Source organism: Glutamicibacter creatinolyticus, from assembly GCF_006094275.1.
GTDB classification, from domain to species: Bacteria; Actinomycetota; Actinomycetes; order Actinomycetales; family Micrococcaceae; genus Glutamicibacter; species Glutamicibacter creatinolyticus.
The window spans coordinates 1,539,348-1,554,609 of record NZ_CP034412.1; the positions used below are offsets into that span (position 1 = coordinate 1,539,348).

Here is a 15,262-nt window from a genome sequence, read left to right on the forward strand (position 1 = left end):
CCGGGGCGGGTCTATCCAATCCAACCGCACGGCACGCCGATTTATTCGCCAGCCATCACAATCCGCGGAAACTAGCCGCGGATGTCGTCAAAGAGCAGGGTCGAGATGTAGCGTTCGCCGAAGTCCGGTACCACCGCCACGATCAGCTTGCCGGCGTTCTCCTCACGGGCGGCCACCTGCAGGGCGCCCCACACGGCGGCGCCGGCGGAGATGCCGCCCAGGATCCCTTCCTTCACGCCCAGCGCGCGGGCCACGGAGACCGATTCCTCGATCGGGGCGTCCAGCACCTCGTCGTACAGTTCGGTGTCCAGCACCTCGGGGATGAAGTTCGCGCCCAGGCCCTGGATCTTGTGCGGGCCGGGCTTGCCGCCGTTGAGGATCGGGGAGTCCTTGGGCTCCACCGCCACGATCTTCACCTCGGCGTTCTTTTCCTTCAGGTAGCGTCCGGCGCCGGTGATGGTACCGCCGGTGCCGATGCCGGAAACCAGCACGTCCACCTTGCCCTCGGTGTCTTCCCAGATCTCCGGGCCGGTGGTGTCGTGGTGGATCTTCGGGTTGGCCTCATTGGCGAACTGCTGGGCCCAGATCGCGTTCTCGGTGGTGGCCACGATCTCCTTGGCCTTCTCCACCGCGCCGCGCATGCCGTCGGCGCCCGGGGTCAGCACGATCTCGGCGCCGAAGGCGCGCAGCATCACGCGGCGCTCGGTGCTCATGGTCTCGGGCATGGTCAGCACCACCTTGTAGCCGCGGGCCGCGCCGACCATGGCCAGGGCGATGCCGGTGTTCCCGGAGGTGCCCTCCACGATGGTGCCCCCGGGCTTCAGCGCGCCCGAGGCCTCGGCGGCGTCAACAATCGCCACACCGATGCGGTCCTTGACCGAGTTGGCCGGGTTGTAGAACTCCAGCTTCACCGCAACGTTGCCCGGCAGCCCCTCATCCAGCCGGTTGAGCTTCACCAGCGGGGTCCCGCCGACGACCTCGGTGACGTTGTTGTAGATTTTGCCCATCGTGTTGGTTCCTTCGCTGTATCGGTTGGCTGTGATCGCTAGCTTGCTCCGGGTCCGCGCACGGATCCGGAAGAACGAGTTGTGCTTCGGCCCGCCCCTTGCGCTCAAGGGCACGGTGCCGAGAAAAGCTTTCCCTCTCTAGGGTAGTTCTCGCGCCAATTACGACTCGTTGTTAAGCCACGAACCGTAATATTTCTTTACCTTTGCCAGCTTTGGGTCGATTATGACCCGGCAATACCCGGCCTGGGAGTACTGGGTGTAATAGTCCTGGTGGATGTCCTCGGCCACCCAGAAGTCGGCCGGCTGCTCCATGGTGGTCACGATAGGATCCGGGTAGAGCTCGGCGAACTTCGCGATCGCCCGCTCATAGTCCTGGCGCTGGGCGTCATCCAGCGGGAACATGGCGCTGCGGTACTGGGTGCCCACATCGTAGCCCTGCCGATTCAGGGTGGTGGGGTCGTGCAGGGTGAAGAACATGTCCAGGATGACCTCGGCCGGCACCACGGACTCGTCGAAGGTCACCGCCACGGCCTCGGCGTGACCGGTCATCTCGGTGCACACCTGGTGGTAGTCCGGGTGGGAGGTGTTCCCGCCGGTGTAGCCGGAGATCACCGAATGCACCCCGCGGGTGCGCTGGTAGACGGCGTCAAGACACCAGAAGCAGCCGCCGGCCAGCACGAAGGTGCGCAGCGTACGGCCATCAATCTCACTGGTCGGCTCGAAATGATGGGCTTGGGTTTTGGTTTGTGAACTCACATCCATAGCCAACACCACGGCGTTGCATTCTGTTCCCGTTCCCGGCCCACCGCGTAGGCTAGAGGTATGCAGAGCAAGGTGAACAACCCGGTCGGCGATGCGCGCAAGACCGAGGCAACAAAGCAGGATCAGGCTGCGAAGAACCCCGAATCCCCGGCCGTGGCCGGCGGTGCGGCAGCCGCGGGCGCCGAGTCTGCCGTGCCCAGCGTGGGCACCGTGCTGGAGGCCGCCGAGGAGCTGTGGCCACAGTCGCTGGCCGAGGACTGGGACGCCGTGGGCCTGGTCGCCGGGCGCACCACCGCCAGCGTCAAGAAGGTCGTCTTCGCGGTGGATCCCACCCTTCAGGTCATCGAGGACGCGATCGAGCGCGGCGCGGACCTGCTGATCACCCACCACCCGCTGCTGCTCAAGCCGGTCAACCAGGTCGCCGGCACCAGCTTCAAGGGCGAGGCCATCACCCGGCTGATCGAATCCGGGTGTGCGCTGCTGACCGCCCACACCAACGCGGACAGCGCCATCGGGGGAGTGAACGACGCCCTGGCCGACGCGTTTGGGCTCAGCGACTGCGTGCCGCTGGTCGTCTCGAAGGACGGGCTGCCCGAGGAGGGCCTGGGCCGGGTCGGCTACCTGGAAAAGACCATGACCCTGCAGGACTTCGCCGAACGGGTCTACACCGTGCTGCCGGCCGTGGCCGGCGGGGTGCGGGTGGCCGGGGACCGCAACGCCATCGTGCGCAAGATCGCGCTGTGCGGCGGAGCCGGGGACTCGCTGTTCGACGCGGTGCGCTCCCATGACGCCGACGTGTACGTCACCGCCGATTTGCGTCACCACCCGGCCAGCGAGGCCCGCGAAGCAGCCGGGGATTCGCACCCCTACCTGGTTGACGTCTCCCACTTCGCCTCGGAGTGGGTGTGGCTCTCCGCCGCGGCCCGTGCCCTGCAGAACGTGTTGCGGGACCTGGGCTTTGCCATCGAGGTGGAAGTCTCCCAAATCAACACCGACCCGTGGGATTTCGTGCTCACGCCGTAGGGTGTGGCAGGCTTTTCGAAGCCCTTGATCATTCCCTTTCCCTCGACGAGCTGGAGCACCCGTGCTGCATCACCTGGAGTTGTGGGTCGCGGACCTTCAGCAGTCAAAGGCCAGCCTGGGATGGCTGCTGCAGCGACTGGGCTGCACCGTGCTGGATGAGTGGGCGCACGGGGTGAGCTACGGCCGGGACGGGTTCTACATCGTGGTGGAGTCCGGGCCGGACGTGCTTCCCGGCCGGCATCAGCGGTGCGCTGCGGGGATGAACCACCTGGCGTTGAGCGTTCCGGCCGCCGAGTTCAATCAGGTCACCGAGGATGCGTTGAAACACGGGTTCACGCTGCTCTTCGCCGACCGGCACCCGTTTGCCGGGGGCAGCGAGCACCGCGCCGCCTACCTGGAGGACGCGGCGGGCTTCGAAGTCGAACTCGTGGCACAGGACCCGCAGTAGATGCCCGCTGGGCGGCGGCATGGCCATGGAAGCCAAACAGCGCCCGAACAGGGAAACATCCCTTGTCAGACGGCGCCAAGTGGCCTAGGTTGAAGGTCAACGAAATTCGGCGCCGCACGCAGGCGGTGCCGAATGAAGGCACCGGCAGGGGGCATTCAACGATGAAGGCAATCCACAAGAAGCTCATCGTCGTGGGACTGGGGGCCGTGGTGCTCGGGATCCTGCTTAGCGTCATTGCCCCGGTCATCTTCCAGCCGGTTGCGCTTAACATTGGCCCGAACAGCAATGACCCGCTGATCACCTACACGTTGGGCGCGATCCTCTTGTTCGCCCAGTCGTTCCTGACCCCGTTTGGCGCCACGCTGACCGCGATCGGAGTGGCGCTGCACTGGATGGGGCGCCAGGAGGTCACCGACAAGCAGTCGACTCATGAGGCGGGTGCGGAGCCTGAACCCATTCGGCGGGATGCCGTGCGTCCCAGCGATTCCGACGAGCTGCAGTAGTTCGGCCGGGCTACACCCCGGCGGCCGCCTTCGCCGGGGACGTGAACTGGTGGTCCTCGGCCAGCACGATGTTCAGGGCCAGCCCCTTCTTGTCCTCCGATAGGGTCGCGTCCCACCGGGTGTTCGCCAAATCCAGCAGCTCCTGCGCGTTGGCCGGCTCGGTTTCCTGTTCCACCAGGAAGCGGGCGACCTCACCGCGAGTGTGCTTGGCGAAGTGCGACACCACCTTCGGCGTCCCGTTGCGCAGCTGGAAAACGTTGACCGCCACGCTGTTGCCGTTGGACGGCTTATAGGCGGCCGCGTAGGTGCTCGAGCGCGCATCCACGATCAGCTGATCCCCAGCGCGCGCGTCCAGCACCGGGGTCAGGCGCTTCTTCCACCAGCTGGCCAGCTTGCCCACCGGCTCGAGCTTCACGCCCATCGAGAGCCGGTAGGGCGGGATCCGGTCGGCGAAACCCACGGCACCCCACAGCGCGGAGACCACCACGATGGACTCATCGGCCCGCCGCTGCGCGGCGGCATCCAGCGTGGAATACCCCAGGGCCTCGAAGAGCACGCCGGAGTACACGTCATGGGCCTGGGCCGCCGGTTCGCGGTGCAGGGTGATGTTGCGTGCCACTTCCTCGGCCAGCGATGCCCCGACGCCCAGCACTTGCATGGCGTCCTCGGCAGCCGACACCGTGCGCAGCGCCGCCAGCACCTCACCGCGCGCCTCGCCCAGCTGGGGGAAGGAGAGCGCGGACATCTCAAATGGGTCGCCGCTCGCGTGGGCGGTCTTACCTTCGGAAGGGGGCAACAGAATCAGCACGCCTTCCAGCGTACTAGCAGTCCACGCCCCAATGCCCATCGGGTGAAGGCGGCCTGCAAGCGGCATAATCCCTTTCGGCAACCGGCTGATTGCCGTGGTTGCCGGTGCAGCGCGTAGAATGAACGGCGAATGGGATGACCAGGCGACCGCGTGCCGCATCAGCGGCCCGAGGAACGTCCGGGCTCCACAGAACAGGGTGGTGGGTAACGCCCACTCGGGGTAACCCGCAGGCCAGTGCCACAGAAAGTAAACCGCCAGGTCTTCCTGGTAAGGGTGAAAGGGTGGTGTAAGAGACCACCAGCGTCCCGGGTGACCGGGACGGCTAGGTAAACCCCACTCGGAGCAAGGTCAGACAGACTGCGTTATGAGGGCTGTTCGCCCCAGCAGTTGGGTGGACCGCTAGAGGCTGTCGGCAACGGCAGCCGTAGATAGATGGTCGTCGCCGCCTCATGCAGGCGGAACAGAACCCGGCGTATCGGTCATCCCATTCACCATCCTCCTGCCTCCACCCTGATGCGGTTTTTTCCGACCGCTGCCCTCCGGCTGGGTGACAGGTCTCACAGGGTCACATTCCGCACCGGTTCACCAAACGTTTATGATGGATGTGTATTCAACGGGGAATGATCCTGAAACCCCGTGCCACCGTAAATGCAATGGTGCTTCTCACGGTGCCAACCGACTTTGAGGATCCGGAAGTCGGCTGAAATTGGAAGGGATTTTCTGTGACCCAGCAGTCTGTCGTTGCCCAGGAAGATTGGAGCGGGCGCGAAGAGCTCGCCGAGGCCATGATTCCGCTGATCGGACGTCTTTACCGCAAGAACAATGTGGTGACCTCCATCTACGGCCGCAAGCTGATCAACCAGTCCGCCATTGACATCATCAAGGCCCACCGCCTGGTGCGTCGCATTGATGGCGAAGAGCTGGCTCTGACCGCGACCATGCCGATCCTCGAAGCCATTGATGAGCTGAACGTGGGGGCCGTGTCCGTTGACCTGGGCCGCCTGAACAAGAAGTTCACCGAATCCGGCGCCACCGACCTGAAGTCCTTCCTGAGCGAGGAACTGGGCGAGAAGGTCGGCCAGGCCGGCGCCACCGACGCCGAGCCGCAGGACGTCGTCCTCTACGGCTTTGGCCGCATCGGTCGCCTGCTGGCCCGCATCCTGATCGAACGCGGCGGCTACGGGCTGCGCCTGCGCGCCATCGTGGTGCGCAAGGGCGCCGAGAACGACCTGCAGAAGCGCGCCAGCCTGCTGCGCCGCGACTCGGTGCACGGCAAGTTCGACGGCTCGATCACCGTGGACGAGGAAAACAACACCATCCTGGCCAACGGCACCCTGATCCAGGTCATCTACTCGAATGACCCGGCCTCGGTGGACTACACCGAGTACGGCATCGACAACGCCATCGTGGTGGACAACACCGGCCGCTGGCGCGACGAGGAGGGCCTGGGCCAGCACCTGAAGGCCAAGGGCGTCTCCCGCGTGCTGCTCACCGCCCCGGGCAAGGGCGATGTGAAGAACATCGTGCACGGCATCAACGATTCGTGGATCGGCGCCGAGGACACCATCCTCTCGGCCGCCTCCTGCACCACCAACGCCATCACCCCGGTGCTCAAGGCCCTGAACGACAAGTTCGGTGTCGAGCACGGCCACGTTGAGACCGTTCACTCGTTCACCAACGACCAGAACCTGATCGACAACTTCCACAAGGGTGAGCGCCGCGGCCGCTCCGCAGCGCTGAACATGGTCATCACCGAGACCGGGGCCGCCAAGGCCGTGGCCAAGGCCCTGCCGGAGTTCGCCGGCAAGCTGACCGGCAACGCCATCCGCGTCCCCACCCCGGATGTGTCCATGGCAATCCTGAACCTGAACCTGGAGCAGGAGACCACCAAGGACGAGCTGAACGCGTACCTGCGTGAGACCTCGCTGACCAGCGACCTGCACAAGCAGATCGACTACATCGACTCCCCCGAAGTGGTGTCCACCGACTTCGTCGGCTCCCGCCGCGCCGGTATCGTTGATGGGCTGGCCACCATCGTCTCGGGCAAGAACGCCGTCGTCTACGTCTGGTACGACAACGAGTTCGGCTACTCCTGCCAGGTGGTGCGGGTAATCGAGAGCATCGCCGGCACCCACCCGGTCGCCGTTCCGGCGCTGAAGGCCGAGGCCGTCGCCGCCCAGTAGCACCGGCAGCAGGCCCAACCACCGGGCGCCAGGAACGCATTGTTGCGTACTTGGCGCCCGGTGGTGCGTTTAATCACCAGTGATCAGCGACAATTTTTTGACGGTACTTGTTAGGCTCGGAAATATGAAAGCAGTTGCCGCAGACACCCGAAAGCGTATCCGTCCCATGGTGGCAGTGCTCGCGTTGAGCCTGGCTGGCATGACCGCCTGCTCCGCGCAGCCCAACGACGCCAGTGCGTCCCAGGCCCCCTTTAGCCCGGCAGCCAGCAGCGAAGCGGCGCCGAGCACTCAGGCCGAGTCGACCCCCAGCACGGAAGCCAGCCCCAGCACTAAGACCAGCGCCCCGGCCAGCGAAACCGCTGCCGCTGCCGATGAGGCGAAGCTGAGCCTGACTAAGGAGAAGCCGCGCGGGGTCATCGCCGACACCGACTTCAAGGATGTAAAGGCCACCGAGCAGAGCGGCAAGCTGATTGTCGCCGACGGCGGCTGCCTGCACCTGAAGGACAAGGGCGAGCCGACCCTGCTGCTCCTGCCGGAACAGGCCGAGGTCCTGAACCGCCAGCGCCCCGGCGTTGAGCTGGATGGCACCACCCACTACGTGGGCCAGCCGGTGACCATTACCGGTGAACTGGCCGAACTGACCGACGCCCAGGAAAAGGCCGTCCAGCAGTGCCACCCGCACGGCAAGGTGCTGCAGGTCCAGTCCATGAAGTAGGCGCGAAAAACAGCGCATCCACCGCGACCGCCGGAACCGGGCCGAAAAAGCCCGATTCCGGCGGTCGCTGCCGTTGACGCCAAAACGCTGCCGCACAGGTCGCTGCGGGAACGGGGGTGGCGTGCATCTCCCCGGCGCTGTAGGGGCCGTGGCTAAGTGGCCGACGCCCAGCAGGGTTGCCTAGGATTGAGGGTGGCCACAGTGAGGGCCGACTTTCCCCCAACCCAGGAGTTCCACCCATGCCAGGTACGTCCGCACCTGACCCGGTCCGCACCCACCGCCGCCCCGCACTGTCCGTGACCAGTGTGCTCGCGCTGAGCACGCTGCTGCTCACCGGCTGCGGGAATGACTACCCGCTGGGTGAAGAACAGCGCAAGGCCGCCGAGCAGAACACCTCCTCCCTGGCCGGAACCATCACCGGGGGCGGCTCCACCGCACAGAACGCGGCCATGAACGCCTGGACCACCGGGTTCTCCACCCTGCACCCCAAGGTGCAGGTGCAGTACGCCTCGGTGGGCTCCGGCGCCGGGCGCGCCGGCCTGCTGGCCGGCGGCACCGAATTCGCCGGCTCGGACGCGTACCTGAAGGATGAGGAGGAAGCCGAGTCGCGGGCCACCTGCGGCCCGCAGGGCGCCATCAACATCCCGGCCTACATTTCCCCGATCACCGTGGCCTTCAACCTGCCCGGGGTGCAAAGCCTGAACCTGGATGCGCCCACGGTGGCACGGATCTTCAACGGGCAGATCACCAGCTGGCAGGATGAGGCCATCGCCAAGCTGAACCCGGGCGTGAAGATCCCGGACGTGCCGATGACCGTGGTGGTGCGTTCGGATGACTCGGGCACCACCGAGAACTTCACCGAGTACCTGCACGAGGCCGCACCCCAGCAGTGGAAGAGCGACCCGAGTGGATCCTGGCCCTCGGGCACCCGGGTGGAGCAGGCCCAGGGCAACTCCGGGGTGGTCACCACGGTGACCCGCACCGAGGGCGCCATCACCTACGCGGATGACTCGCTGGTCGATGATTCGCTGGGCAAGGCGGCCATCGGCTCGGGGGACACGTTTGTTGAGGTCAGCGGTGAGGCGGCCGCCCGTGCCGTGGAGGAGGCCGAACGGGTCGAGGGCCGCGGCGAGCACGACATCTCCCTGGCGCTGGACCGCACCACCACCGCGCAGGGCGCCTACCCGCTGGTGATGGTCTCCTACTTCATCCTGTGCTCCAGCTACACCGACGCCAAGCAGCTGGAGCTGGTCAAGACGTTCGCCGACTACGTGGTCAGCGACGAGGGCCAGCAGGTGGCGGCCGAGTCGGCCAAGAGCGCCCCGATGCCCAAGAACCTGGCCGGCCAGGCCCGCGACGCGGTCGCCTCGATCACGCTGCGCGACTAGACCTGCCGGACGGCGCGCAGGCACCACCGCAATGACAAGGACCGGGGTCCGTGAAGCACGAACTTCACGGACCCCGGTCCTTGCCGGGTTTGCCTGGTGGGCCTAGTGGCCGAACGGGTCCGCGTCGGTGCCCGGCAGCCAGGTGATGCCCGGGGTGCCCCAGCCCAGCGACTTCTTCGCCTTCAGCCAGCGCTTGTCCCACTTGGGCACCAGCTTGTCCACGTACAGCAGCCCGTCCAGGTGGTCGAACTCGTGCTGCATGATGCGGGCAAACCAGCCGTGGGCCTCGAAGGAGATCGGCTTGCCGAACTCGTCCACGCCCTCCACCTTCGCGTAGTCCGCGCGCTTGAGCGGGAAGGAGAGTCCGGGCACCGACAGGCACCCCTCGGACTCCTCGTCCACGTCCGGGGCCGCCTGGGAAACCTTGGACAGGGTCAGCTTGGGGTTGATCAGCACCCCACGCTCCGGGGCGGTGTCCTGGTCCGCGTAGATGTAGGTGAAGATCCGCAGCCCGATGCCGATCTGCGGGGCGGCCAGGCCCACCCCATGGGCGGCGTCCATGGTGGTGTGCATGTCGGCCACGAGCTCGCGCAACTCGTCGTCGAAGACGGTCACTTCCGCGGCGCGCTGATGAAGTACGGGTTCCCCGTAGACGGTGATTTGCCGGATGGGCACTGGTTCGGGTCCTTCCAAGATCCAGTCAATGACTTCTCCATAATTCCACGCCTGCCCCGCCCAGGCCACTTGGGTGGCGGCGCCGGCGGACAAATGTGAGCGGGACGTCACCCCCTGTGGCACTACAGGTAGGCCGGGGCCAGCAGCTCCAGATGGTTGCCGAACGGGTCCTGGACGAAGAAGCGCTCATAGCCCTCGAAGCTGTGCCGTTCGGACCAGTCCACCTGGACATCGGCCTGCTCCAGGGTGTGGGCCAGCAGCGCCAGCTCCTCCCGGTCGGCCAGCCGCAGCCCGGTGTGTCCGCTGCCTGCGGGCACCGGGGCGCCGACCTCCAGGTGGATTTCGGCGGTGACCAACCCCTGGTCGTCGAAGCAGCAGAACCACAGCTGCCCGTCATGGGCCCGGGCCGGGCGTTCAACTTCCTCCAGCCCCAGCAGCTCGGCGTAAAAATGGCGGGCGGTGTCTTCCAGCCCGGCGGGCATGGCCAGCTGGATATGGTGCAGTCTCATGTTTGGTCCCTAGATGACTTCCAGCGGCACCGGTGAGGTCGGGGCCGGGAAGGCGGCGTCGATGCGGGCCAGATGCTCGTCATTTAGCCGCAGGCTGCCGGCCTCCGCGTTTTGCCGCACATGCTCGATGCTGCTGGACTTGGGCAGCGCGATCACGCTGCCCGAACGGATCGCCCAGGCGATCAGCACCTGGGCGACGCTGACCCCCAGTTCCTGGGCAATGGCGTTCAGGGTGGGGTCGGACAGCATCTCGCCCTGCTCCAGGGGCGAGTAGGCCATAACCGGCACCGGCGGCTTCATGGACAGCTGCTGCGGGATCAGGTCGAATTCGATGCCGCGGCGGGAGGGGTTGTACAGCACCTGGTTCGCCGCCGGGTGCCCGGGCAGGTATGACAGTTCCTCCGGATCAAAGTTGCTCACGCCCCAGGCCCCGATCAGTCCGCGGTCCTTGAGCTGTTCGAAGGCCTCCACGGTGTCTTCCAGCGGGTGCGCCCCGGGCCAGTGCAGCAGGTAGAGATCGATCCAGTCGGTGCCCAGGCGCTCCAGCGAGCGTTCGCAGGCGGTGATGGTGCCCTGCCGCGAGGCGTTGGAGGGCAGGACCTTGTCGACGAGGAAGACTTCATCGCGCACCGGCGCGATCGCTTCCCCGACCAGGTCCTCACTGCGCCCATCGCCGTACATTTCCGCGGTGTCCACCAGCGACAGGCCCAGCTCAATGCCGGTGCGCAGCGTGGCGATTTCCTTCTCCCGTGCCGCGGGAGCATCTCCCATGAACCACGTGCCCTGGCCAATGGCCGGAACCGCATCCCCAAGCGCGAGTTGTACCAAAGTATGGTGTTCCATGTCATACACCCTAGGCGAGGAGTCGTGTTCCGCCCGGTATTTGTTGGCTTGGTCAGCACCGTTGGGGGCGAATTCCTAGCAAAATCAGCGTTTGTTAACAACAGCGCGCTGCCGCGTCCGGGTCGGCGCAGAACAGGAATCCGGGGGTAAAGTCGGCGCAACGAGAAAAGCCAGCATCTGTGAATGCTGGCTTTTCCCGGTATCGGCCGAAGTCGTTCTGCGCGTCATCGACGCGAGCGAGAAGACCGTGGCTAACTTACTCAATTGACCAAATGGCACGCCCCCCAAAGCGTCCAAGTGCCCCGTTGGCCAATTGACCATAGCTTATTGGGTGCCAAGGACATATGGAGGGGTACTAAGTAGTGCTTTCGGAATTTTTAGGTAGTACTGCGTAAACGAATAGCTGGCCTGTCCGACAGGGTTTGGGCGAAAACCGACCGCCGGCGCGAAGACTGGGGCAGGCATTGCTCAGGTGGCGCTGTCCCAGTAGCTTGTGACAGCCTGCGATGCCCGGTCCGGCTGGGCCGGTTGCGCCGCCCCATGGTGGAAGTCGTCGGGGTCGCTGTCGTCATGGTCAATGAGCTGGCGCCGGTCGCGGATTCCCAGCTTGGCGTAGGCCCGCTGCAGGTGGCCCTCCACGGTGCGCGGGGAGAGGTACAGTGCGGCGGCGATTTGCGTGTTGCTTTCACCCTGGGCGGCTCGCACGCAGGCGGCGTACTCGCGTTCGCTTAGCAGGGCGGAATCCACCCGGGCCCGTCCCAGACGCGGGGAGTTCACGTTGGCCAGCGGTCCGGCGATCTCGGCGCAGCGGCTGAGCAGGTGGGAGGCCCGCGCCCGTTTCCCGGAGGCCCGGGCCAGTTCGGAGCCGTGGTTGGCCAGCTCGGCGGCGTACAGCAGGCGCCCTTGCCGCACGTGGTTGTCAATCAGCTCATCCAGCTGCGGGCCCAGGTTCTCCAGTGCGGTGCCGTAACCGGCCAGGGTGGTGGCCAACGTACCTTCCACGGTGGCGGCCAGGGAACTGAACTGTTCGGTCTGCTCGGTCAGCCGCAACCGCCAGGCGTCATGCAGCAGCCGCACCTGCTGCATTTTCAGCCCGCGTTCCTCGGCCTGGGTGAGCAGCCGTGAGAGGTAGTCCCGGGCCGCGGCGGTGCCCTCGCTGCGCAGTACGGCCGCCAGCAGCGCCCGTTCCGCTTCCAGTCGCAGAGGCTGTCCATCAAAACGGGCTGTGCGGGCCTGCTGCAGGAAGTGCCGTGCCTGTTCGGTGTTCCCCAGCAGGGAGGCGGCCCGGGAGCGCAGTGCCCAGACAATTGAGGCGGCGTTCAGCGGGTCGTTGAGCTCGGCTAGGGACAGCGCCTGGTCCAATGCCACCGCGGCGACCTGCGCGTTGCCGGTCTCCAGGTTCCAAGCACCCTTCCAAATCAGCTGATCCAGGTGGTGGGCGGAGCTGGAGTCGTCCTGGATCCGGGTGATGCGCGAACGCAGCTGCTGGGACCCGTTGCCTTCGGCCAACAGGACCGGGTGCAGCGCCGAGAACATGGTGCGCCGGCCACAGGCGCCGGTGTGTGCCCACACCGGCGAGGCGAATACCTGGGTGAACAGCTCGCGGGCCCGTACCGCCTGCCCCTGATAGGCCAGCAGCAGTCCGTAGCGGGCGAGGCAGGCCAGGCGAAGATCCGCGTGGATCCGCTGGTCCTCGAATGCCGCCAACAGGCTGACCGAGTCCACCGGCTGGTCCTGCAGGCTCAGCAGCACCAGACGCTGGGCCTCCACATCCGGCGGATCCCCGGGGCGCGGCTGCAGCAGGTCCAACGCCAGCTGCGGGGTGGGGCCATGGTGGTGAATGTAGGCGGCCGCCTGCCGAATTGGCGCCGCATGCTGGTCCAACCAGGGGGATAGGGTCTCCAGGCCCTGATTTGCCGCACCGGTCTCGAACTGGGCCACGGCCCGGGCGGCGGCCAACAGGGTGCGGGTCTCCTCGGCCACCTGCTCCTGGGAACCCAGTTGCTCGGTCAGCGCCACCACGATGTCATACCGGTAATTCGCCCCAGCCCGCAGTACGGGCCGCAACAGCTCATCGGCCGGCAGCGGACATCCGACCCGCTGACGCAGCAGGGCCAGGTTGATTTCCAGCTCCCCGGCCTGCGTCCCATTCGAAATCACCGGGCCCAGCGCCTGCAGATGCTGGCCCAGCCGGTGACGGCCCAGCAGGCCAACAACGGCCTCCGCCGGGATGCCGGCAGTCAAGTCGACCAAGGGGGTGGCGGGTGAGTCGCCAGGGGAAGGCTCGGCATCCAGGACCCGCGCGAGTCCGGTATCAATGGCCCGGTCCAGCACCTCGGTGCCCAGCACCTCCCCGGCCCGCTGCAGCGGCAATTGACCGGTAATGGCCAGGCGCTCCACCAGTTCGCGCATGGGAGGGGACTCGGCCCCAAGCCGGGCGTGGACCAGATCGCTGATCCGCGTCCCATTGGGTTTCCACTCCGGGTGCAGGCTCCAGTACCCGCCCACAAAGCGCACCGCCTGCTCGTCCTGCGCGTCATAGAGCAACTCACGCATCTGCAGGGGCTTGCCGCCAGAGACATGCAGCAAGGTGCACACGGTACTTTCGTTGACCGGGCCGCCAAGCACCTCCTCGGTGAGGAACCGTGCGTCCTCCCGATTCATCGGCGCCATCTCCAGCCGCCAGGAGCTGTGCATGCTGGCCAATTGGGCCAGGCAAATGGGCAGCCGACGCAGCTGGGCGGTCGCCACCACCAGGTGCACCTGACCCGATAGGGCCAGTTGCGCCAGGACGGCGGCGCTTTGCTCATCGACCTGCTCGGCTCGATCCAGCAGGATCCACATGGGTGAGTGGGAAGAGAACCCGGTGATGGCGGCAATCATCCGCGTCGGATGCCCCGCCGCTTCCCGCGTCTGCGGGATCTGTGAACACAGGCTGGACAGGACAGCGAACTCAACATGGGCCAAGCCCGAAGCACCGGTAATCCAATAGAACTTCTGCCCCAGCGCCCGCAGCAGACGCAGGGCGAAAGTGGTGCGCCCACTGCCGGGCTTGCCAATCACAAAAACCGTCTTGCCCTCCTGCAGTCTTTGCACGCCTTCGTGCATCGCAGTGTGTCGGGATGGCAATAGAGCCGGCAGGGGGGCGGAGGGGCCAGTCATGGGCGCAAGGACTTTCAGTGCGAAGCGGGTAAAGGGGGCTGGGGAAGAGAGCTAATCCGGCACTCGCCGCGCACCACGCAACACGGCCCAAGAGGGGCTGGGGTAATGCGCGGTGTCCATAACCCCAGTGTCGCACCGCGTGCGTTTTTGCGATAGCCCCGCGTCAGCGCGAACAGATGGCGCAGATATTCGAAATACGCTCAGGGAAGGACGGGGAATGCAACAACACCAAAACACCCATTCGAACACATGTTCTAATCGAATGATCCCCCCTGCTTCCGCCGACCCGAACCGGACACGGTAACGCAGCGCTCGCCGAGAGCCGCCAGCACCAGTGATCCATCTAGCGGGACGCCCAGTCGCTGGAACCACAGGCCGCACGGCGTTACGCTACGGTCAGAAGCACGATCTTTAGAAAGGAAGCGTCATGAGCCACAAATTCTCCGTCGGAGACCACGTGTCCTGGAACTCCGAGGCGGGACGCGTCACCGGCAAGATCACCAAGGTCCACACCAACGACTTCACCTACAAGGGGCACAACCGCCGCGCCAGTGACGACGAGCCCCAATATGAAATCAAGAGCGACAAAACAGACCACATTGCCGCGCACAAGGGCAGCGCCCTACACAAGCTGGAGAAGTGAGTAGCGGGCAGTGAGTAAGGCAACGGTCTACACCATCGGTCACTCAACCCACGACATCGACGAATTCCTGGCAATGCTCAAGGAACAACACGTCACAGTCCTCGTGGACGTGCGCCGCCTGCCCGGCTCCAACCGCTACCCGCAATTCAACCAAGATGAACTGCAGTCTGCGCTCGCCGATGCCGGAATCGACTACCGCTGGATGCAATCGCTCACCGGCCGCCGACCCGTGAGCCGGACTGTGCCATTTGAAGCCAACGCCTGGTGGCAGAACCGCAGTTTCCACAATTACGCCGACTACGCGCTGAGTGAGGACTTTAACCAGGGTCTGGGGGAGTTGGCAGAACTGGCCAAGGAACAGATCCCGGCGGTGATGTGTTCCGAAGCCGTCTGGTGGCGCTGCCATCGACGCATCATTGCGGACCACCTGCTGGCCCGCAAGTTCCCGGTGCGCCACATCATGGGACCTGGCGAGGTGAAGGACGCCGAACTCAGTTCCGGCGCGCACATTGAAGGCAACGAGTCCGAGGTGACATATCCCGCCGATGCCGCCGAATAGGGGCCGTGGGCAAAGCAGCGTCGGCCGCCCAAAG

15 protein-coding genes and 1 other RNA gene are annotated in these 15,262 nt (G+C 65.7%); 9 read left to right on the plus strand and 7 right to left on the minus strand.

What is annotated here, in order from left to right:
• Window positions 1–71: 71 nt before the first annotated feature.
• Both cysK and msrA read right to left on the minus strand, forming a co-directional pair.
• Window positions 72–1,007, minus strand: coding sequence for a cysteine synthase A (gene cysK / locus GcLGCM259_RS06970; protein ID WP_138926182.1), 936 nt, complete (start codon window positions 1,005–1,007; stop codon window positions 72–74).
• A 159-nt stretch (window positions 1,008–1,166) separates the two neighbouring features.
• Window positions 1,167–1,697, minus strand: coding sequence for a peptide-methionine (S)-S-oxide reductase MsrA (msrA, locus tag GcLGCM259_RS06975; protein WP_138927196.1), 531 nt, complete (start codon window positions 1,695–1,697; stop codon window positions 1,167–1,169).
• Window positions 1,698–1,829: 132 nt separating this feature from the next.
• Between msrA and GcLGCM259_RS06980 the strand changes: the two genes are divergently transcribed.
• The 3 genes from GcLGCM259_RS06980 to GcLGCM259_RS06990 all read left to right on the plus strand — a co-directional run bounded on the left by GcLGCM259_RS06980 (window position 1,830) and on the right by GcLGCM259_RS06990 (window position 3,743).
• Window positions 1,830–2,792, plus strand: coding sequence for a Nif3-like dinuclear metal center hexameric protein (locus GcLGCM259_RS06980; protein WP_138926183.1), 963 nt, complete (start codon window positions 1,830–1,832; stop codon window positions 2,790–2,792).
• A 61-nt stretch (window positions 2,793–2,853) separates the two neighbouring features.
• Window positions 2,854–3,240: a VOC family protein gene (locus GcLGCM259_RS06985; protein ID WP_138926184.1), complete on the plus strand. Its 387-nt coding sequence runs from the start codon at window positions 2,854–2,856 to the stop codon at window positions 3,238–3,240.
• 161 nt (window positions 3,241–3,401) lie between these two features.
• A complete protein-coding gene (locus tag GcLGCM259_RS06990; RefSeq protein WP_138926185.1) occupies window positions 3,402–3,743 on the plus strand; it encodes a hypothetical protein in 342 nt (113 codons plus the stop codon).
• Between the two features lie 10 nt (window positions 3,744–3,753).
• Here the strand turns inward: GcLGCM259_RS06990 and GcLGCM259_RS06995 are convergent, their stop codons facing one another.
• Entirely contained in the window at window positions 3,754–4,551 is a 798-nt protein-coding gene (locus GcLGCM259_RS06995; RefSeq protein WP_138926186.1) for a YaaA family protein, read from the minus strand.
• A gap of 130 nt (window positions 4,552–4,681) precedes the next feature.
• On the opposite strand from GcLGCM259_RS06995, the gene rnpB reads away from it, so the two are divergent.
• The 4 genes from rnpB (at window position 4,682) to pstS (ending at window position 8,837) form a co-directional block, all read left to right on the plus strand.
• Window positions 4,682–5,042: RNase P RNA component class A (rnpB, locus tag GcLGCM259_RS07000), an RNA gene on the plus strand.
• Between the two features lie 231 nt (window positions 5,043–5,273).
• Window positions 5,274–6,734, plus strand: a complete 1,461-nt coding sequence (locus GcLGCM259_RS07005; protein WP_138173856.1) for a glyceraldehyde-3-phosphate dehydrogenase — start codon at window positions 5,274–5,276, stop codon at window positions 6,732–6,734.
• Between the two features lie 124 nt (window positions 6,735–6,858).
• Window positions 6,859–7,449 (plus strand): hypothetical protein, encoded by a 591-nt coding sequence (locus tag GcLGCM259_RS07010; RefSeq protein ID WP_138173858.1) that lies wholly within the window; start codon window positions 6,859–6,861, stop codon window positions 7,447–7,449.
• Window positions 7,450–7,688: 239 nt separating this feature from the next.
• The gene (gene pstS / locus GcLGCM259_RS07015; protein ID WP_138173860.1) at window positions 7,689–8,837 is read left to right on the plus strand and encodes a phosphate ABC transporter substrate-binding protein PstS; all 1,149 of its coding nucleotides are present in this window, start codon (window positions 7,689–7,691) and stop codon (window positions 8,835–8,837) included.
• Window positions 8,838–8,939: 102 nt separating this feature from the next.
• Here the strand turns inward: pstS and def are convergent, their stop codons facing one another.
• From def to GcLGCM259_RS07035, 4 genes are all read right to left on the minus strand, one after another.
• Window positions 8,940–9,512: a peptide deformylase gene (def, locus tag GcLGCM259_RS07020; protein WP_138173862.1), complete on the minus strand. Its 573-nt coding sequence runs from the start codon at window positions 9,510–9,512 to the stop codon at window positions 8,940–8,942.
• Between the two features lie 122 nt (window positions 9,513–9,634).
• The gene (locus GcLGCM259_RS07025) at window positions 9,635–10,021 is read right to left on the minus strand and encodes a VOC family protein (protein WP_138173864.1); all 387 of its coding nucleotides are present in this window, start codon (window positions 10,019–10,021) and stop codon (window positions 9,635–9,637) included.
• A 9-nt stretch (window positions 10,022–10,030) separates the two neighbouring features.
• Window positions 10,031–10,792: an aldo/keto reductase gene (locus GcLGCM259_RS07030; RefSeq protein ID WP_246049820.1), complete on the minus strand. Its 762-nt coding sequence runs from the start codon at window positions 10,790–10,792 to the stop codon at window positions 10,031–10,033.
• Window positions 10,793–11,332: 540 nt separating this feature from the next.
• The gene (locus tag GcLGCM259_RS07035) at window positions 11,333–13,960 is read right to left on the minus strand and encodes a LuxR C-terminal-related transcriptional regulator (protein WP_171021108.1); all 2,628 of its coding nucleotides are present in this window, start codon (window positions 13,958–13,960) and stop codon (window positions 11,333–11,335) included.
• A gap of 493 nt (window positions 13,961–14,453) precedes the next feature.
• On the opposite strand from GcLGCM259_RS07035, the gene GcLGCM259_RS07040 reads away from it, so the two are divergent.
• Both GcLGCM259_RS07040 and GcLGCM259_RS07045 read left to right on the plus strand, forming a co-directional pair.
• Complete coding sequence (locus GcLGCM259_RS07040; protein ID WP_138173870.1) at window positions 14,454–14,669, plus strand: hypervirulence associated TUDOR domain-containing protein; 216 nt, start codon at window positions 14,454–14,456, stop codon at window positions 14,667–14,669.
• A gap of 10 nt (window positions 14,670–14,679) precedes the next feature.
• A complete protein-coding gene (locus tag GcLGCM259_RS07045; RefSeq protein WP_138173872.1) occupies window positions 14,680–15,228 on the plus strand; it encodes a DUF488 domain-containing protein in 549 nt (182 codons plus the stop codon).
• The last annotated feature ends 34 nt before the right edge of the window (window positions 15,229–15,262 follow it).